Raw genomic sequence first — 18681 nt, forward strand, 5'->3', positions numbered from 1 at the left:
ACCTGGGGATGAATTCGATTTAAGTGCGTTAAAAAATATTAGCTCAACTGGTTCACCGCTCCCGCCAGAAGGCGCCATATCGGTATTTTGCTGGCGTGGCGGGATGCGTAGCCGAACAGCCGCAACCGTTCTTGATCTAATGGGAATCCATGCAACAAGACTTGCAGGTGGTATTCGGACTTACCGCCATTTTGTCGTGGACGTATTAGAGAAGAAGCAATTCAAACCAGAATTCATAGTGTTGAATGGCTTTACCGGAACCGGAAAAACCGCTATTTTAAAGAAACTCGCAGACAACGGGTTTCCGGTTATCGACTTTGAACAAATGGCTAACCATCGTGGGTCCATTTTCGGCCACATTGGATTAAACCCAAGTAACCAAAAACGGTTTGAATCACTATTAGTAGAAAAAATGCTGAAATACGAGCAAGAAAACTTTGTTTTTGTAGAAGGTGAAAGCAAACGGATCGGAAAGGTTACGATTCCTGACTTTCTATACCAAAAGAAGGAAAACGGGCTACAGCTAGTCATTCAACTACCAGTAGAAGAACGAGTACGGACGATTTTGGACGATTACCAACCCTGGAATAATCCCGAGAAGTTCAAGGAGGCATTTCAAATTATCCAAAAGCGAATTCATACTCCCGTTGCCAAGGATATCGATGACGCACTACAAGCCGGCGACTTCGCCGAAGCAACAAAGCTTTTATTAACACATTATTATGACCCTAAATATCAATATACCGCTAGCGATTCTCAAGGGGAGCGAATTGTGATAGAGGCAGATAATGTGGAAGATGCTTATTTGAAGGTGCTTGGTGTGGTGAAATCGAAGGGATTATTTAAACAGCTTGTTGGATTGTAGATATAAGACAGGTATACAGCTTAGTTTATGAGCTGTATACCTGTTTTTTGATTAATGTTGTGTGGATCTATGACGTCACGTCTATGCTTTCGTTTCTCTGAGTAACTTTTGACTGAAATCCTCGCAGTACTTCCTTAGAGACCGCTTCTCTGAGTAACTTCTGCACGAAATCCGCTCACTTTAGTACCAGAGCCTGCTGTAGCCACACCAACAACTCCACCCATCACTGCTTCAACTTCTGCAAATAATCAATAATCCCTAGCGAACTCACCTGCATATCCAAATTAATCAACACGTAGACAGGATGTTCATCGGGAAAGTGTAGTTGTCTTAGATGATCTTTGACACGATTAAACAAGCGGTCTGCTAGGACATCGTAGCTTTTTCCTTCTGAGAAGACTTGTTGACCCTCTTCTACGAAAATTTCCAGCCATTCCAAAACATGATGTAAAGCGATGGTTGTTTTTTCGGTCATTCCGAAATGCCCGTAATAGATATAATCTAAATTCATTTCAAGCATTCGTTCAATGGACTCCTGCATAGCAGTTGGGTCAAAATGGTTTGGTGATGTTGTTGGCAAAAACAAATCGATGCCTTCTCGCGTTAGCTGTTCATAACGAATTCCAACTGTATCACCCGTAAACATTCCATTAGTTACTGGATCATAAATACTAAAATGGTGCTTCGCATGTCCTGGTGTATTCAAAAAACGAAGCACACAGTCAGGACCAATCGCAAGGGTATCTCCTTCGCTCTTTTCAACTAACCTATCTTCCGGGATAGGAACAATCGGATCGAAAAAATCGGAAAAGCTCTCGCCATAGATTGCTCTTGCTCCGGCAGCTAGTTTTCTTGGCTCAATCAGATGCCGCTTTCCTCTTGGATGGACGATAATAGTTGCATTCGGGCAATCTTTTAGTAAAAAGCCTGCTCCTCCAGCATGGTCGAGATGAATGTGGGTAACAATGATGTATTTTACTTGATCTAATGTATAGCCTAATTCCTCTAGTCCAGCTTTCACATATTGAATCGATGGACTTGGTCCAGTCTCAATAATTGTTAATTCCTTTTCCGCTAAGACATAGGTTCCTGTACGTACTGGAATTCCCATATCAAAACCATCTATTACGTATCTGCGATCATGTAGTTGGATTGGTTCTTTCATGGCACGATTCTCCCTCCACCTCTTTTACATTCATCGTAGCACTTCTCAGTCCATTTTTCATCGGTAAAAAGGGATATTTGCCATTATTTTATCCTTTGCACAGGTGAAATAAGCACACCAAAGATTGGCAACTCACACGATCCAACAACATTCAAATTAACTATTTTCTGGGTGGGATATTCATTTCAAAACGGTGGATAATAATCACGATTCTTTCATAAGGAGGCAATAAAATGAATTTGAATCAACAACCGAATCAACAATTAAAGGGTACCTCACAAATGCCTGCAACTATAAGCCATGGTGGCCATGAGATAATGGATGCTCATGAAGCTATTGATGGTTTAGTTGGTGGTATGGAACAATATGTTATTTATGAGCAATATGTTCAAGATCCGCAGCTAAAAACCATCATGCAGCAGCATAAAGCATTTTTAACACAAACGTATAATACCGTTATTGAAACACTGAAAACGGGTAATGAACCTAGTGTTAAAACGCAAACGTATAATATGTCCACTGGTAATGATGTTATTTATGGGATGACACCATCACAGCCGAAGCAACCTGCGCAATCAGTATCTGAAATCAATGATAAATGTATCACTGGTTTTATGATGGGTGTGCTAAAATCGAATGCGTCTGCTTTTACGCTAGCAGCATTAGAAGCAACAAACCCGGTGATGCGCAGAGTGTTTGCTGATAGCATTCCAAACATCATTGAAATGGCTTATGAAGTCTTCTTGTATCAAAATAAACATCAATATTACCAAGTACCGCAGTTAAAGCAAGAAGATATGCAGATTTATATGAATGGTCATGCACCAATTCAAGGTACAATGCCTCACTAATGAAGAAGAGAATCAAGGAGGGTGTTCGAAAAACTCGAATACCCTCCTTTCCTAATCCAACAATCGATTATTTTCATCAACAGACATGACCTTTGCCTCTGTCTGTGAATAGATGCCATCGCCATTACATACTGGACATCGATATTGCCAGCCTTCATCATCAGCTAACATTCCTACACCTTCACAAGCCTTACATTGTTGATTGCGATCCACCATAAAAAAACTCCGCTCCTTCCTGAATGTTATGCCGTTACATTACGTGCCTTCACCCAATTGATAATACCGCCTTTAAGCATAATTTCAATCTGACGTTCTGACAGTGTATGTCTTACTTTAATTTCTTGATTCTTACCTTTAACCTGCAAACTAAATTCGTTCCCTTGCTTAATTTTTGCTCGCAACCCGCTCCCTACCAATACATCGCCCTGTTCTAATTTGTCATAATCCGCTTCATCCACGAAGGTTAACGGTAGCACACCAAAATTCACTAAGTTTTGCCAATGAATTCTAGCAAAGTCCTTTACTAAGGCAATGCGTAAACCTAAATATCTTGGAGCCAATGCCGCATGCTCACGAGATGAGCCCTGCCCATAGTTAAAGCCTCCAACAACTGCATGACCACCTTTGCCAACCGTCTCTTTTCCACGCTTATAGTATGTTTCATCAATAATTTCAAAGGTGAATTTACTGATTTCTGGTAAATTACTACGGAATGGTAGGACACGTGCTCCACCAGCAAGGATTTCATCGGTGGAAATGTTATCCCCCATTTTCAGTAAAATAGGAATCGCCACTTCATCCGGCATTTCATCCATGTCTGGAATAGAGGCAATGTTTGGCCCCTTTTGTAGCTCCACCTTTTTCGCCTCTTCTAATGGCAATGGCGTATCCAATAAATTCACATCGATAGTCGGTTTCTTTGGCCCAGTTACTTTTGGATAATCCATGTCTAATGTCCTTGGATCCGTAATCTCACCCTTTAATGCAGATGCTGCTGCGGTTTCCGGACTGCAAAGGAACACACTATCCTCTCGTGTTCCAGATCTACCAGGGAAATTTCTTGGGGTTGTACGCAAGCTATTTCGCCCAGTTGCTGGTGCTTGTCCCATCCCAATACAGCCATTGCAGCCTGCTTGATGAAGCCTTGCACCTGCTTGCAAGAGACTAGCAATATGACTTTCTTTTACGAGATCGGTTAGCATTTGTCTGGAGGTTGGATTAATATCAAAAGACACGCCATCTGCGATATGGTTTCCTTTGACAATTTCCGCTGCTATCGCAAAGTCTCGGAACCCTGGATTAGCAGATGAGCCCACATACGATTGATAAATCGGAGTTCCAGCTACTTCTTTAACGGCAACTACATTTCCAGGACTAGATGGTTTAGCAATCAATGGCTCCATTTCCGACAGATTGATTTCCTCATTAATATCGTAGGTTGCTCCTTTATCGGCAACTAATTCAATCCAATCTTCTTCCCTTCCCTGTTCCTTTAAAAATCGTTTAATTTCCTTATCCGACGGGAATACCGTTCCTGTTGCACCGAGCTCTGCTCCCATATTGGCAATGACATGTCTGTCCATTGCACTTAGCGACTCTAATCCCGGTCCATAATATTCAATAACCTTTCCTACTCCCCCTTTTACATCATGCCGGCGAAGAAGTTCGAGAATAACATCTTTAGCACTTACCCAATCGGGTAGCTCTCCTGTTAATTTTATTCCCCACACTTGTGGCATCTTCACATAAAAAGGCTCACCTGCAATAGCTAACGCAACATCAATTCCTCCTGCTCCCATCGCAAGCATCCCCATACACCCATTGGCACAGGTATGGCTGTCTGATCCTAATAATGTTTTACCCGGCTTTGCTAACCGTTGCATATGGACAGGATGGCTTACCCCATTACCAGGTCTACTGTAATAAAGACCAAAGCGTCTCGTTGCACTATGTAAAAATAAATGGTCGTCCGGGTTCTTGCTATCGACTTGGATAAGATTATGATCCACATACTGGGCTGAAGCCTCTGTTTTCGCTCGTTCTAATTTCATCGCTTCTAGCTCTAACATGACAAGCGTACCTGTCGCATCTTGGGTTAGTGTTTGATCAATTTTTAACCCGATTTCTGTTCCAGGTACCATTTCACCAGATACAAGATGATCCTGAATTAACTTTTGTGTAATCGTTAATGGCATCTAACGTTCTTCCTCCTACATTTTCCATTTATTCTCTCATTGATAGTTTATGGAAATTGGTAAAGAATTATTTATATAGACGATTAAATAATGAATCTAATCCGATTTTCATACGTATTATGGACTAAAAGTGCTATTACGAGAGAGGATGTCTTACATGAATAACCATGATGTTGATTACAAATTATATGGTGATGACATGCAATTTGTTGAGGTAGAATTAGACCCACAGGAAACGGTAATTGCAGAAGCAGGAAGTTTAATGATGATGGATGACCAAATCCGCATGGAAACAATTTTTGGCGATGGAGGTTCTAGTCAAAGTGGCTTAATGGGAAAATTACTTGGAGCTGGAAAGCGTGTCTTAACAGGTGAAAGCTTATTTATGACCGCATTTACCAATGAAGGTATTGGCAAGAAGCATGTTTCATTCGCCTCCCCATATCCTGGAAAAATCATTCCAATGGACCTAAGTGAAGTGAGTGGGAAATTAATATGCCAAAAGGATGCTTTTTTAGCTGCTGCCAAAGGGGTCGCGGTTGGCATTGAATTTCAACGTAAAATTGGAACAGGCTTCTTCGGTGGAGAAGGATTCATCATGCAAAAACTAGAAGGAGATGGCATGGCATTTGTACATGCCGGCGGGACTATCCATAAACGCGAATTACAACCGGGGGAATCAATTCGGGTAGATACAGGCTGTTTAGTAGCGATGACTGGTGACGTTGATTACAATATTGAATTTGTAGGTGGGATTAAAACCGCCTTATTTGGTGGTGAAGGATTGTTCTTCGCTACGTTAAGAGGACCTGGAACCGTTTGGATTCAATCCCTACCATTTTCTAGACTAGCAAGTAGAATATTTGCTGCCGCACCACAGCGTGGAGGATCAAAAGGCGAGGGAAGTATCGCCGGAGGATTGTTTGATATTCTAGGTGGAGATAGAAAATAACAGAAAGCGCACCCTTCCATCGAAAGGTGCGCTTTCTATTTTTTATAACTTTTGCCCATAATACTTATCTAATGAAAAACCCCGTCCGAGAATTTCGGAAGCATTTAGGAAAATAACAAAGGCAGTTGGTATCTCTTGCAAAAGCAATCCTTTTAACTTAACAGCTTCTTGCTGTTCCGCAACACAGAAGATTAGTGTCTTATCCGTATTCGAATAACCTCCGACCGATTTTACCTTGGTTAAGCCGCGATCAATGCCATCACGAATTAACCCCTGTACCTTCTCTTCCTCTTCTGTAATAATAACTATTAATTTGGAAGCTGATGTACGAAGCTGAACAAAGTCAATCGTCTTACTCGAAATATAAATCGCGATTAAAGCAAATAATGTTAGTTCTAGACTAAACACAATAATAGAAGAAATAACAACGATTCCATCGACAATTAATTGCGAATAACCACTTGATATCCCGGTAAACTTTTTAACAATCTGAGCAATCGAAGCCGTACCACCAGTTGATCCTTTACCCTTATAGACAATCCCGAGGCCAATTCCGAGCACGATCCCACCGTATAATGCCCCTAACAGTGGATTCGTTACAGTAATTGGCGTATGAGCTGTTAACCCAATCATCAGCGGCACCCAAAACGTTCCTACTAATGTCTTCCCACCAAAGTCCTTGCCTAGCGTAAGCCAACCAATAATAAATATTGGAATGTTAATGACCAGCTGTGTGAGCGCCGGGCTAAGTCCAAACATTTCAAATAAAACTGTACTTACCCCAGAAATACCACCTGCAGCTAATTTTGATGGAAGTAAAAATATATTATAAGAAGCCGCTACTAATGTTGCGCCAATGATAACTAGCAAATATTCTTTCAATAGTACTCTACGTTGTGAAGTCATCTTCTATGTTCCTTTCTATATCCAAACAAGCAAATATTATTCTATCATAGCTTTGTATTTTAATGAATACACTCATGTTACGGCATCAAAATAGTAGGACTGGCCGTTAACCAGACTTTCCCAATAGAAATTTTTTACAATTTACTTGATTACTAGAAAGATTTGCGTTAAAATCAAACCTTGACGACTTTCTTGTTTAAGAGAGGAATCATGTTGTAACAGAAAAAAGATGGGGTGAATACGATGAAAAATATTTTTCGTTCAAAAATGTCCTTCTTTTTTGTAGCCGTAATTTTACTCTGGTTAAAATCGTATCTGATATATGTAAATGAATTTAATTTAGACGTCCAAAATGACACCCAAGCATTTTTACTTTTCTTTAATTCACTTAGCTCTGCACTAATTTTTCTAGGTATTGGGCTATTTGCTAAAGGAAAACGAGCTGGGATTTGGGTAATTATTATTGATTCTCTAATGAGCATACTTTTATACGCGAATGTTGTTTATTATCGTTTCAATAATGACTACATTACACTACCAACAATGACTCAAACCGATAACTTTGGTAGCTTAGGCGGAAGTATTGCTAGTCTTACACAATGGACAGATATTTTCTATGCATTAGACATCATTGTTCTAATTGCACTATATATCTGGTTTAAAAAAGACTGGAGTACAGAAAGAATTAGCCGCAGAAAACCAATTCTTGTGTTCATTATTGGTTTAATTGCATTTTCATTGAACTTGAGCTTAGCAGAAGCGGATAGACCAGAGCTACTCAAAAGGACATTTGACCGTAATTATATTGTGAAGTATTTAGGAATATATAATTTCGCAATATATGATGCCATACAAAACGTTAAATCATCATCACAACGTGTACTAGCTGACAGTGATGATATTACAGAAGTAGAGAACTATACGAAGAACAAATTCGCAGAACCAAATCCAGAATTATTTGGGATTGCAGAAGGTAAGAATATTATTAAAATCCATTTAGAGTCATTCCAATCGTTCTTGATTAATTATGAATTACATGGCGAAGAGGTAACTCCTTTCCTAAATTCATTAGTCAATGACCCGAACCAGGATTTTACGTACTATGATAATTTCTTCCATCAAACCGAACAAGGTAAAACTGCTGATGCAGAATTGATTATGGATAATTCCTTATACGGATTACCACAAGGATCTGCGTTTGTGACACGAGGTACAAATACGTACCAAGCACTACCAGCTATTTTACATCAACATCAGAATTATCATACCGCTGTATTCCACGGTGATTACAAATCATTCTGGAACCGTGATGAGATTTACAAGCAATTCGGTGTTGATACGTATTTCGATGCAAGTTATTATGACATGAGCGAAGAAAATGTTATCAACTATGGCTTAAAAGACAAGCCATTCTTTGAAGAATCCATGCCGTTACTTGAATCATTAGATCAACCATTCTATGCGCACTTAATGACGCTTACCCACCACCATCCTTATTTAGTTGGTGAGGAAGATGCAACAATTGCTCCTGCTGAAACTGGCGATAAATCTGTTGACACGTACTTCCAAACAGCACGTTATTTAGATGAAGCACTAGAACAATTCTTTAATGATTTAAAAGAAGCTGGATTATATGAGGATTCTGTTATCCTGCTATATGGTGACCACTATGGTATATCTGAAAACCATAACCGAGCAATGAAAGAAATCATTGGTGAAGAAATTACACCATTTATGAATGCACAGCTACAACGTGTTCCATTATTAATCAAAGTACCTGGCATGGAAGGAAAAGGTACTGTCCATGAGTATTCCGGTCAAATGGATGTTATGCCTACACTACTTCACTTGTTAGGTATAAATGCACAGGATTATATCCAATTCGGAACGGATCTATTCTCAGAAGGACATAAAGAGTTTGTACCTTTCCGTAGAGGGGATTACGTTACACCTGAATATACAGTTGTATCAGGTATCTACTACGATAATGCAACAGGTGAAGAAATCGAGCCGACGGAAGAAATGCTTAAATTAAAAGATGAAGTTCTACATGAGCTTGAGCTTTCTGATAAGCTTCTAAACGGTGATTTACTTCGTTTCTATTCACCAAATGACGATTGGACTCCAGTAGATCCATCTATATACCGTTATGGTAATGAATCTGGTGTAGTACCTTCTAAACAAGAGGAAGAAGAGTCTGTAACCGAAGAAAACGAAGATGGCGAAGTGGAAGAAGAACAACCAGAAGCCACTAACCCTGAAATACAAGAATAACCATTACGTAATCCAGAGGAAAATTTTCCTTTGGATTACTTTTTTTTATACTAATGAAATTGCTTACTTGGCCTATACTAAATGTTGAATACTCCAGAAATGAGGTGGAAGTTATGGGACGCGGAGACCATAATCGTTCAAAAGGAACCAATTTTCTTGCTCAAACTCCTAAGCATCAGGTAAGTGATGGAATTGATGTAGAGTATTCAGAGGAACTAGCTGATCACGATGATGTGGTAGCTAGAGAACGCAGTAAAGCCGCAGATAGACGAGCAAAACAGAAATAACTGTTTCGTATAGGTGCCTTTCTCAATAAGTGCACCTATACACTTATACTTAACGCAAATAATAGCTGCGCTGCAAAATACGTACTCATCACAAGATGCTCTGCCCATTTAAACGGTTGTTTAAATCGATCTAGAGCCAAAATAGCATCCGAGATAAAAAATAATAAGGCAGCTAGGATCAGTATTGTTACATTTGTTAAGACAGCAAGCCACACCATAGTAGCAATGACGATAATATAGACCGCAACAGCCAATACAAGTATATGCCCACCCGTTTGCTTCACAGAAGGATAAAGTACATAGAAAAAAAGTACCGATACGAGCAAAAGCAAGACACCAGCAACACGTTCCTCTCCCCCAATGGTTAGCGTAAACGATGCCATAATTCCTATACTATACAAGAGATGTGCTAATAAAAAACTAACTAAACCTGCTAAAAACCACTTTTCATGAAACATCAGAAATACATCACCAACGCAAGAAAAAATTAAGGCAATCACTACCCAGTGGCTGAAGGTTGATTCAAATTCTGAACCAAAGATAGCAAGTAAGATGATAAGTAGTATCGTACCTGGTTTCAACAGGTATCGAATGAATCGATTATTTTGTTGGATAGCCCAGCGATGATAAATAATTGCCGATAGGATAATCACACTAGTAAGAACGATCATCATCATTTTCCCCCCCTCTTTCCATACGTATTCGATAAGCTTTTCATAAAAACCTCTTTCTTTGCTTAAAATAGACCAACTCCTATACAATAAAAATACATAAACGACTAAAGCGAGGAATTCAGATGAGCAAGAAAAACGTGGAAGACTATCTTACAGAAGGCATATATGGAACCCGTTTACCGAAACAAGAGGAACGGGATTATTTTCTTGGTACATTGCGGGAACGAATTGTAATCGCCTTAACCATTGGGCAGGTTATGACGGATAAAGGACTGCAAAAATTAGAAGAAACCATGAAAGAGCACCGAAAGGCAACATTGCTTTTTAATGGAAAAATTGCTTCTAAATTCCTTACTGCTGAAAAAGAATTAGCGAAGAAATACAATATCCCCTACACAGTAATTAGTAACGAAGAGGTGGACACTGACATAGGCGCTGTATTGACCTATAACTACGCAATCGACAAAGAAACTATATTCGTAGAAGATGAAAAGCAAGAGCCGGACACCCCAGCTAAAGAGGAAAATAATTCACCAGGCATACTTTCTAAACTTAAAAAGTTCTTCCGATAAAGGGTGAGGTATTAATACGAGCATAGGTAATATACGTAGACTACTGCATAAACAAAGAAAACAAACGAATACTACTAGCGGAGGTGTTTATCATGCCGCAAAAATACCGATGCCCAAATTGTAAAACAAATCGTTCACGCTTTAATATTATTGAACAAACCGCAAAACCAGTTAAATTAGATCCACAAACTGGTGACGTTTTAAACGATTATTCCAATAGTGAATTAGAGCCTTTCCACACAGCGTATAATGGTCCAAAATATCGCGTGCAATGTGGCTCATGCGGACTAGTCGAGGACGAAAACACATTTATTAAATTTGCAGAGCTTCCATCTTAAACCACAGGGACACTGTGGTTTTTACTATTCATTCAAGTGATATTAATTCATATTGTATCTCATTTTCTGATACACTTAGTAAAAGGAAAACACTATTAAGTGAGTCCCATAGCAAGATTAATGGAGGTTATTATGCGATTAAAAGATAAAAAAGTAATTGCCCTTGTAGAACATGATTTCGAAGATCTTGAGCTTTGGTACCCTATCTTACGTTTACAAGAAGAAGGTGCTACCGTTCATTTAGTAGGAAAAGAAGCGAAGAAAAAATATATCGGGAAATACGGCGTGCCCGCTGAGTCAGATTATGCCTTTGACGCTATTAAGACGGAAGACTATGATGCCATATTAGTGCCTGGTGGATGGGCACCGGATAAATTAAGACGCTATCCAGAGGTATTACAGTTCATTAAAGAAATGGATGCAGCGAAAAAGCCAATCGGACAAATTTGCCATGCTGGCTGGGTATTAATTTCAGCCAATATACTCCAAGGTAAAAAAGTTACCAGCACACCTGGGATTAAGGATGACATGACCAATGCTGGTGCAACTTGGTATGATGAGCCTGTAACCGTTGATGGGCATATTATTTCGAGCCGCCGCCCACCAGATTTACCTCCATATGTGAAAGCATTCGCGGACATATTGGCAGAAAACTAAATTAAACATCACTCGAGGCTGGGTCATAGGTACTTTTGACAAGATAAAATCCGAATTTGCGCGTAATACCCGCTTCGGGATTAGTGCATTGTTCATAATTTTATCTTTTCATTTTACTTATTTCCTAGCCTCTTTCTTATAATACGATGGGAATGCTTGACCATTCTTTACACATAGAAACCGTTTTCATATAATAAGAATAATGATACGGATGGGGGGAGGAATAAATAATGAAACCAATAAAAGAGGGCGCCTTACTTTGGAAACCAAGTCCTGATCGAATTGAAAAATCCAATCTAGTTGCCTATATGAATTGGCTTGCGGAAACAAAAGGCATTCAATTTACCGACTATCCCGCTCTTTGGGAATGGTCTGTTACCGATTTGGAGGACTTTTGGGAAAGCATTTGGGAATACTTTAACATACAGTCATCTCAGCCCTATCAAACCGTTCTATCTTCCCATCAAATGCCTGGAGCTAAATGGTTTGAAGGGGCAAAAATAAATTATACGGAGCATATTTTTAAACATTATATATCGGATAAGACTGCAATAATCCACTCCTCCGAGCTTCGTTCTACTACCGAGGTTACTTGGAAACAGCTGTATAACGATACTTCTGCACTACAACATACATTAAAAAACCTAGGTGTTACCAAAGGCGATCGGGTTGTTGCTTATATCCCAAACATTTATGAAGCTATCGTTGCTTTTCTGGCTACTGCCAGTCTAGGAGCTATTTGGTCCAGCGCCTCACCAGATTTCGGGAAACAAAGTGTGATAGACCGCTTCAAGCAAATTGAACCAAAGGTCCTAATTACTGTGGATGGCTATCGGTACGGTGGTAAGGCATTTAATCGAACGGACGTTGTCAAGGATATTCAAGCTTCCTTACCGACACTAGAGGCGACCATTGGAATTCCATACTTGGATACCACATACACATTTACCGAGCTTAATCATGTCACACTATGGTCACATGCCCTAACAAACCAACATGCAGCGCTTACCTATGAACAGGTAGATTTTAATGATCCACTTTGGGTTCTATTTTCATCTGGCACAACTGGGAAACCAAAGCCTATTGTACAGAGTCAAGGTGGCATACTTCTTGAGCATTTGAAGGCGTTAACCTTCCATACTGATTTACAAGCGGATGATCGATTCTTTTGGTTTACGACAACAGGCTGGATGATGTGGAATTTTCTTGTTAGTGGATTACTTACCGGAAGTGCTATTATCTTATATGATGGAAATCCTGCATATCCAACCAAGCAGAAGCTATGGAAGCTTGCAGAAAGCACGAAGATGACCGTACTTGGAACATCCGCAAGCTATATAACTGCTTGCATGAAAGATACCATTTCACCTGGGGATGAATTCGATTTAAGTGCGTTAAAAAATATTAGCTCAACTGGTTCACCGCTACCGCCAGAAGGCTTTAAATGGTGCTATGACAATGTTAAGCGTGATCTGTGGATTGCTTCTGTAAGTGGTGGGACCGATGTCTGTACTGCCTTTATCTTAGGTTCACCAGTACTTCCTGTCTATGCTGGTGAGCTACAATGCAGAGGTCTAGGTGCTAAAATCGAAAGCTTTGATGTGCACGGAAAACCACTGGTAGAAGAAGTCGGTGAGCTTGTATTAACAGAGCCCTTCCCGTCGATGCCAATTTATTTTTGGAACGATTCAGATGGCAGTCGGATGCATGAGAGCTACTTCGATATGTACCGTGGTGTTTGGCGTCATGGCGATTATTTAAAAGTCACCAATCGTAGTACCTGTGTTATCTACGGCAGATCTGATGCTACCATTAATCGCGGAGGAATTCGAATTGGCACCAGTGAAATCTATCGCGCAGTTGATCAGATAAAGGAAATTAATGATAGTTTAATAGTTGATATTCCGTTAGAAAATGGCGATTCCTTTGTACCACTCTTTGTCGTGATGAATGACGACAAGGAATTGACCGAAGACGTGAAGCAGGCTATTCATACACAAATAAAAACACAATGTTCACCAAGACATGTACCGAGCGAAATCATTCCCGTCCAAGACTTACCGAGGACTTTAAATGGGAAAAAATTAGAAGTACCTGTAAAAAAAATACTTATGGGGCAATCCGTAGAGAAGGTCGTCAACAGAGGATCCTTAAGTAATCCAAGTTCACTGCACTACTTTGAGACATTTGCCAAAGAAGTGATTCGAACAAAATCTTAATAGAACAACATTAAAAGCAGGAAGAGTTTTCGGCTCTCTCCTGCTTTATTATTTTCATTAATTAACGATCGCAGACTTTGTAGTATCCATCACTACTTTTCCAGAGGTGGTCCTTAGTCTAATTAGATGATCACCCTCACCAGCTTTTCCGCGAAGACTTCCCTTTTGCCTGTCTTCTATCTGCATTGGTATATTCGTAACAATATTGCCTGAACTTGTTTGAATATCAAATGCTGTATTTAATTCGTATTCTTTAAATTCTACATAAATATTGCCACTACCAGTACTTAGGTCTACCGTTGTATTGTCTTCCAAGTTAAGCGTAATATTTCCAGAGGACGCTCGCCCCTTAAGAGCGCCGTGTACATCAGTAAGTTTTATATTACCAGACGAAACGATGGTCCGTACTGCATCTGCGTGGAGCCGTTGTAAATCAATACGACCTGAGCTCGAACTTACTTCCACATTTTCCATGTAACTGTCTTGCAAATAAATTTTTCCAGAGCCGGTTTTTAGTTCTAAGTTCTGCCCTTTTACATTCGCAATATTTATCTTACCTGAGAGCACTTCTCCTTCGATATCTCCGTATACGGAAGCGATATCCACGTTCCCAGATGTAACGTCGAAGTTGAGCTGTTCAACCTTCACATCTCTAATTTTCAGCTTGCCAGAAGTGGCATGTATCGTAAGCCTTCCTGCACTAGACTCGGATAAGGCAATGCTGCCTGATACGGCACGTAATCGTATGGTTTGTGCAAGTATCTGTGCAGTAGTTATTTTTCCAGATGTCGTCGAAACATCCCAATGTTCCGCAATCTCTTTCGGTACATTGATTACCAAATGACATTTTGGCATATTGCCAAACATGACTATGGTCATCTTCCCTTCTTTTTTAGCGTTAATGATTAACGAATCTTCCGTTTGCTCGGTCTTTAATTCTGGTCCACCTTCATAGGTTTTGAATAAAATATCAACTCTAGGGTGCTCATGAACAACTATTTCTAATTCTACACTGGTTGCTGATACAATCAGATGTTTTAATTTCTCAACTTCAATAGATTTTTCCTGGACGATTGTTTCTCGTGAACGATTGATAAAGCGCGCTAGGATTCCTTGCTTGCTTCCCATATGACCAACTCCCCTGTATTCTTTAACTATCTCTAGTTTACAATATTAAGAATCTATCACAACATACTACTGAAGGAGGAGCTCTCCGTCTATAGACTGAATTTTAATTAATCAAGGAAGCGACTACGTAATTCCGGAGATGGTAGCATACAACTATCTCGCTTCCCAAACCACTTATAACGATTTCGAGCAACCCATTCATATACCAAATCTCTTACCGGTCTAGGGATGATAATACACACATACGCTAGTTTCCATAGGCCACCAAGCCGCCTGCAAACCTTTAGTGCCGCAGTCGACTTACTATAAACCTTCTCGTTCTCTATATAAATAAAACTATCCAATGTTGGCGGAATACGATTTTCTTGCAATAGCTGTTGACCAATTTCGCTTTGCAATGATGTAAATTTATACCGTGCTGTCGGATCCCGTTTAATAATGAATTGGACACTTGCATTGCAGAGGTTGCATTCTCCATCAAATATGATAATTCGTTGCATCATGATTCCCTCTTTTCCATACCGTTTCTCTATCTTTATTGTATCGTATTTAGTTATTGCTGAATACAGGAAAAGCGCTCATCCAAGAGCGCTTTTTCCGATTAGTATATTGGTTTTAATTCATTTGGGATTAATTTTTTTGTTGCATAGCTTATCACTACATATGCAATTAACGAAGCAACAACCGGCAAGACAACCGCATGCATGCCAAATGGTTGCGGGAATAAGTTAAAGTCAGATAATACATATAACCCAACCCCAACAATCATGGACGCTAACGCACCGTATTTGTTTCCATTTCGCCAATATAGCCCTAGAACAACTGGCCAGATAAACGCGGCTTCAAGTCCACCGAACGCAAACAAATTCAACCAGATAATTAGGTCCGGCGGATTCAGCGCGAGTACAAAGACAATCGCACCTAGAACGGCTGTAATCGTAATACTTAACTTCTTAATTTGGTTATGAGAAGCTTCTGGTCGCACGTAGTTGATGTACACATCCTTAATAATAGTTGAGCTCACTAAAATTAGTAATGAATCAACCGTGGACATAATTGCTGCCATCGGTGCAGCCAGAACGATTCCAGCTAGCCAATTAGGCATTACCTCAAGGGCTAATAGTGGCATCACCTTATCGCCAACTTCAATACCTGGTAAAATCGGTCTTGCAAACACACCAATTAAATGCATATTTAACATAATAAAGCCAACCACGATTGTACCGATGATCAAGGCACGATGCATTGACCTAGCATTTTTATAACTCATGGCACGTACGGCAATTTGCGGCAGCGCAACAACCCCGACCCCAACCAGAATCCAAAATGAGGATACATAGGCAGGTGTTAATGTGCCCTCCGCTCCAAATGGCGTGATTAAGTTCGGATTCTCCGCACTTAAGTCAGCAATAATATTAGAGATACCGCCACCAGCAATAATCGTAGCGATAAGAAGGATTAGTGTCCCAAGTAACATAACACTACCTTGAATGGCATCTGTTAATGCTACCGCACGGAATCCACCAACCGTAACATAGACAAGTACGGAAAGCGCAAAGATAAACAATGCGGTTGTATATTCCATTCCTGTCAAGGATTCAATAAGTCGAGCGCCACCAATCCACTGAGCAGCCATCGCTGAAAATAAAAAGACAATAATACTAATGGCAGAAAGCACAACTACTGGTGTGGATTTATAACGTTCCTTCAAAAAATCAACCATTGTAATTGCCTTATACTTCCGTGTCACAATGGCGAACTTTTTACCTAATATCATCAATACAAAATACCCAGTAGCTACTTGTGACATCGCAAGCAGTACCCAACCAAGCCCTTGGGTATAGGCCGTTCCAGGACCACCTAGAAAGCTACTGGCACTGCCATAGGTTGCCGTCATCGTCATAGCAAGTACGAATCCACCTAGGCTTCGTTCGCCTAAAAAGTATTCCTGTATAAATGATTTAGAGGTCTGAACATACCGACCTGCATACAACCCGACGATAAATATAATAATAAGGAAAATAATTAATGGAATTAGTGCTGTTATATTCACGATTGTTCCTCCCCTTCTTCGTCATCATCAAAGGGAACTTCAACGAAAAACACTTTTACAACAAAAGCAACCAATATCACCATGACAATAAACCCAAGTACACAGCTATAGAAAAACCAATCTGGTAAGCCAAAAATAGATTTATATTCTTCTGGATCCTTGCTTCCTAACCCATAGGCAAAAGCATACCACCAAATAAAATTAATAATCACTAATCCAACACCGATTAATGCTTCACGGTTAGCTATTTTATTTCGGAAATCTTTATTGTCTTGCATTGTAGACCCCCTCCTTTATATGTACAAACACAATAATACTATATTGTAACGATATGACAAAAGAAATGATTACATACGCGAATTTATAACTCTGAAGCTTATTATAACAGTAATATAATTATTGTGTAAAAATTTAAACAATTATCAAAGATCCTTTACGCTCCTGCAAAATAAAGGATAGTATACCAAGGCTAATGTTATAATAAATGTAAAGATGTAAATTAGTAAGAATTGAGGAATGTTGATGGGAACAACCAAGAGCAAGAATTCTAGTAAATTGAAATGGTTTTTACGAGCAATATTAATTATTATTGGGGGCTTTATTACCGCATATGGATTAGAAACCGTGTTGATTCCAAACAATGTATCAGATGGTGGAATAACTGGTCTAAGTATTACAGCCTCCCAATTAACCAATCTACCTCTAGGTATCCTAATTGCTATCTTAAATATACCTTTTATATTTTTAGGTTATAAACAAATTGGTAAAAGCTTTGCTATCTATTCTGTTATCGGTATCGTATCGTTATCAGCGGGTACAGTACTCATGCACCACATACCAGCGATTTTAGAAGGAGATACGTTACTAATAACTGTCGTAGGTGGTATTATTATCGGGTTTGGAATGGGACTAGCCTTACGTAATGGTGGTGCTTTAGATGGTATTGATATGCTTGCAGTATTACTAGCACGCAAGTTACCATTTGGGACTAGTGATTTAATCCTTTTCTTAAATATTTTCGTATTTATTATTGTTTCAACCGTATTCGGTCTAAAGGGAGCGATTCTTTCAGGTATTGCTTATTATATTGCTTCGAAGGTGATATACATCGTGGAAACTGGTTTTAGTGGTTCTAAATCCTATACTATAATCACGAGTGAACCGGACGAAATGGTGGATACAATCCGTGATCGTTTAGGGAGAAGTGCAACCTATAAACTTGTTCAAGGTGCTTATTCAAATGAGAAATTTAAGGAGATTACTTGTGTTATTAACCGATTAGAGGAAACGAAAATGAAAGAAATTATATATGAGATTGATAAGAGTGCGTTTGTTATTGTATACGATGTGTCAGAGGTTAAAGGCGGTAATTTTAAAAAGCATGATATTCATTAGTATTACTGCTTTTTAAAATAATAAAGGTTTTGGTGGTATAATCCGCTCTGGGAATAGTGCATTGCTTATTTTATTTTATTTTGTCCCCCCTCACTTTAAAAAAGAAAAAATAATGGGCAAAATCATCTTTGGATGACTTCGCCCACTATT

At 39.4% G+C, this 18681-nt stretch carries 19 protein-coding genes; 10 read left to right on the forward strand and 9 right to left on the reverse strand.

The window, feature by feature from the left end:
* The coding region (gene mnmH, locus JF53_RS05190) for a tRNA 2-selenouridine(34) synthase MnmH (RefSeq protein ID WP_157052464.1) at window positions 1-865 on the forward strand (865 nt) is incomplete at its 5' end.
* 223 nt (window positions 866-1088) lie between these two features.
* Here the strand turns inward: mnmH and JF53_RS05195 are convergent.
* On the reverse strand, window positions 1089-2030 hold the full coding sequence (locus JF53_RS05195; protein WP_047981525.1) for an MBL fold metallo-hydrolase: 942 nt from the start codon (window positions 2028-2030) through the stop codon (window positions 1089-1091).
* A gap of 233 nt (window positions 2031-2263) precedes the next feature.
* On the opposite strand from JF53_RS05195, the gene JF53_RS05200 reads away from it, so the two are divergent.
* Complete coding sequence (locus tag JF53_RS05200) at window positions 2264-2881, forward strand: spore coat protein (protein WP_047981524.1); 618 nt, start codon at window positions 2264-2266, stop codon at window positions 2879-2881.
* A 51-nt stretch (window positions 2882-2932) separates the two neighbouring features.
* Here JF53_RS05200 and JF53_RS17680 read toward each other — a convergent pair whose 3' ends face one another.
* Window positions 2933-3097, reverse strand: a complete 165-nt coding sequence (locus JF53_RS17680) for a hypothetical protein (RefSeq protein ID WP_169750781.1) — start codon at window positions 3095-3097, stop codon at window positions 2933-2935.
* Window positions 3098-3123: 26 nt separating this feature from the next.
* Window positions 3124-5076 carry an aconitate hydratase gene (locus JF53_RS05205; protein WP_047981523.1) on the reverse strand — a complete coding sequence of 651 codons (1953 nt, stop codon included), beginning with the start codon at window positions 5074-5076 and terminating at the stop codon, window positions 3124-3126.
* 157 nt (window positions 5077-5233) lie between these two features.
* Between JF53_RS05205 and JF53_RS05210 the strand changes: the two genes are divergently transcribed.
* Window positions 5234-6028, forward strand: coding sequence for a TIGR00266 family protein (locus JF53_RS05210; RefSeq protein WP_047981522.1), 795 nt, complete (start codon window positions 5234-5236; stop codon window positions 6026-6028).
* A gap of 42 nt (window positions 6029-6070) precedes the next feature.
* Here JF53_RS05210 and JF53_RS05215 read toward each other — a convergent pair whose 3' ends face one another.
* On the reverse strand, window positions 6071-6934 hold the full coding sequence (locus tag JF53_RS05215; RefSeq protein WP_047981521.1) for a YitT family protein: 864 nt from the start codon (window positions 6932-6934) through the stop codon (window positions 6071-6073).
* Between the two features lie 243 nt (window positions 6935-7177).
* Here JF53_RS05215 and JF53_RS05220 point away from each other — a divergent pair, with 243 nt between their 5' ends.
* Window positions 7178-9208, forward strand: coding sequence for an LTA synthase family protein (locus tag JF53_RS05220; RefSeq protein ID WP_047981520.1), 2031 nt, complete (start codon window positions 7178-7180; stop codon window positions 9206-9208).
* A 113-nt stretch (window positions 9209-9321) separates the two neighbouring features.
* Window positions 9322-9495, forward strand: a complete 174-nt coding sequence (locus JF53_RS17060) for a YfhD family protein (RefSeq protein ID WP_064965377.1) — start codon at window positions 9322-9324, stop codon at window positions 9493-9495.
* A gap of 35 nt (window positions 9496-9530) precedes the next feature.
* Here the strand turns inward: JF53_RS17060 and JF53_RS05225 are convergent, their stop codons facing one another.
* Window positions 9531-10172, reverse strand: a complete 642-nt coding sequence (locus JF53_RS05225; protein ID WP_083443552.1) for a lysoplasmalogenase — start codon at window positions 10170-10172, stop codon at window positions 9531-9533.
* A gap of 119 nt (window positions 10173-10291) precedes the next feature.
* Here JF53_RS05225 and JF53_RS05230 point away from each other — a divergent pair, with 119 nt between their 5' ends.
* The 4 genes from JF53_RS05230 (at window position 10292) to JF53_RS05245 (ending at window position 13955) form a co-directional block, all read left to right on the forward strand.
* Window positions 10292-10741 (forward strand): YueI family protein, encoded by a 450-nt coding sequence (locus tag JF53_RS05230; protein ID WP_047981518.1) that lies wholly within the window; start codon window positions 10292-10294, stop codon window positions 10739-10741.
* Window positions 10742-10833: 92 nt separating this feature from the next.
* Window positions 10834-11079 carry a hypothetical protein gene (locus JF53_RS05235; protein ID WP_047981517.1) on the forward strand — a complete coding sequence of 82 codons (246 nt, stop codon included), beginning with the start codon at window positions 10834-10836 and terminating at the stop codon, window positions 11077-11079.
* Window positions 11080-11211: 132 nt separating this feature from the next.
* Window positions 11212-11736, forward strand: a complete 525-nt coding sequence (locus JF53_RS05240; RefSeq protein ID WP_047981516.1) for a type 1 glutamine amidotransferase domain-containing protein — start codon at window positions 11212-11214, stop codon at window positions 11734-11736.
* Window positions 11737-11966: 230 nt separating this feature from the next.
* Window positions 11967-13955: an acetoacetate--CoA ligase gene (locus JF53_RS05245; protein WP_047981515.1), complete on the forward strand. Its 1989-nt coding sequence runs from the start codon at window positions 11967-11969 to the stop codon at window positions 13953-13955.
* Window positions 13956-14012: 57 nt separating this feature from the next.
* Here JF53_RS05245 and JF53_RS05250 read toward each other — a convergent pair whose 3' ends face one another.
* The 4 genes from JF53_RS05250 to JF53_RS05265 form a co-directional block, all read right to left on the reverse strand.
* The gene (locus tag JF53_RS05250; RefSeq protein ID WP_047981514.1) at window positions 14013-15083 is read right to left on the reverse strand and encodes a DUF4097 family beta strand repeat-containing protein; all 1071 of its coding nucleotides are present in this window, start codon (window positions 15081-15083) and stop codon (window positions 14013-14015) included.
* Window positions 15084-15190: 107 nt separating this feature from the next.
* Complete coding sequence (locus JF53_RS05255; protein WP_047981513.1) at window positions 15191-15583, reverse strand: thiol-disulfide oxidoreductase DCC family protein; 393 nt, start codon at window positions 15581-15583, stop codon at window positions 15191-15193.
* Between the two features lie 101 nt (window positions 15584-15684).
* Entirely contained in the window at window positions 15685-17136 is a 1452-nt protein-coding gene (gene panF, locus JF53_RS05260; protein ID WP_047981512.1) for a sodium/pantothenate symporter, read from the reverse strand.
* Window positions 17133-17414 carry a YhdT family protein gene (locus JF53_RS05265; protein ID WP_047981511.1) on the reverse strand — a complete coding sequence of 94 codons (282 nt, stop codon included), beginning with the start codon at window positions 17412-17414 and terminating at the stop codon, window positions 17133-17135. The genes panF and JF53_RS05265 overlap by 4 nt, the downstream gene beginning before the upstream one ends.
* A 244-nt stretch (window positions 17415-17658) precedes the next feature.
* Between JF53_RS05265 and JF53_RS05270 the strand changes: the two genes are divergently transcribed.
* A complete protein-coding gene (locus tag JF53_RS05270; RefSeq protein ID WP_047981510.1) occupies window positions 17659-18531 on the forward strand; it encodes a YitT family protein in 873 nt (290 codons plus the stop codon).
* Window positions 18532-18681 lie beyond the last annotated feature (150 nt).

This window comes from Ornithinibacillus contaminans (assembly GCF_001038425.2).
Taxonomy (GTDB): domain Bacteria; phylum Bacillota; class Bacilli; order Bacillales; family Amphibacillaceae; genus Ornithinibacillus; species Ornithinibacillus contaminans.

Bases quoted from the DNA above. Each gene is read 5' to 3' on its own strand.
- JF53_RS05195 (WP_047981525.1), bottom strand. From the start codon at position 2,030: ATGAAAGAACCAATCCAACTACATGATCGCAGATACGTAATAGATGGT.
- JF53_RS05200 (WP_047981524.1), top strand. From the start codon at position 2,264: ATGAATTTGAATCAACAACCGAATCAACAATTAAAGGGTACCTCACAA.
- JF53_RS17680 (WP_169750781.1), bottom strand. From the start codon at position 3,097: ATGGTGGATCGCAATCAACAATGTAAGGCTTGTGAAGGTGTAGGAATG.
- JF53_RS05205 (WP_047981523.1), bottom strand. From the start codon at position 5,076: ATGCCATTAACGATTACACAAAAGTTAATTCAGGATCATCTTGTATCT.
- JF53_RS05210 (WP_047981522.1), top strand. From the start codon at position 5,234: ATGAATAACCATGATGTTGATTACAAATTATATGGTGATGACATGCAA.
- JF53_RS05215 (WP_047981521.1), bottom strand. From the start codon at position 6,934: ATGACTTCACAACGTAGAGTACTATTGAAAGAATATTTGCTAGTTATC.
- JF53_RS05220 (WP_047981520.1), top strand. From the start codon at position 7,178: ATGAAAAATATTTTTCGTTCAAAAATGTCCTTCTTTTTTGTAGCCGTA.
- JF53_RS17060 (WP_064965377.1), top strand. From the start codon at position 9,322: ATGGGACGCGGAGACCATAATCGTTCAAAAGGAACCAATTTTCTTGCT.
- JF53_RS05225 (WP_083443552.1), bottom strand. From the start codon at position 10,172: ATGATGATGATCGTTCTTACTAGTGTGATTATCCTATCGGCAATTATT.
- JF53_RS05230 (WP_047981518.1), top strand. From the start codon at position 10,292: ATGAGCAAGAAAAACGTGGAAGACTATCTTACAGAAGGCATATATGGA.
- JF53_RS05235 (WP_047981517.1), top strand. From the start codon at position 10,834: ATGCCGCAAAAATACCGATGCCCAAATTGTAAAACAAATCGTTCACGC.
- JF53_RS05240 (WP_047981516.1), top strand. From the start codon at position 11,212: ATGCGATTAAAAGATAAAAAAGTAATTGCCCTTGTAGAACATGATTTC.
- JF53_RS05245 (WP_047981515.1), top strand. From the start codon at position 11,967: ATGAAACCAATAAAAGAGGGCGCCTTACTTTGGAAACCAAGTCCTGAT.
- JF53_RS05250 (WP_047981514.1), bottom strand. From the start codon at position 15,083: ATGGGAAGCAAGCAAGGAATCCTAGCGCGCTTTATCAATCGTTCACGA.
- JF53_RS05255 (WP_047981513.1), bottom strand. From the start codon at position 15,583: ATGCAACGAATTATCATATTTGATGGAGAATGCAACCTCTGCAATGCA.
- JF53_RS05265 (WP_047981511.1), bottom strand. From the start codon at position 17,414: ATGCAAGACAATAAAGATTTCCGAAATAAAATAGCTAACCGTGAAGCA.
- JF53_RS05270 (WP_047981510.1), top strand. From the start codon at position 17,659: ATGGGAACAACCAAGAGCAAGAATTCTAGTAAATTGAAATGGTTTTTA.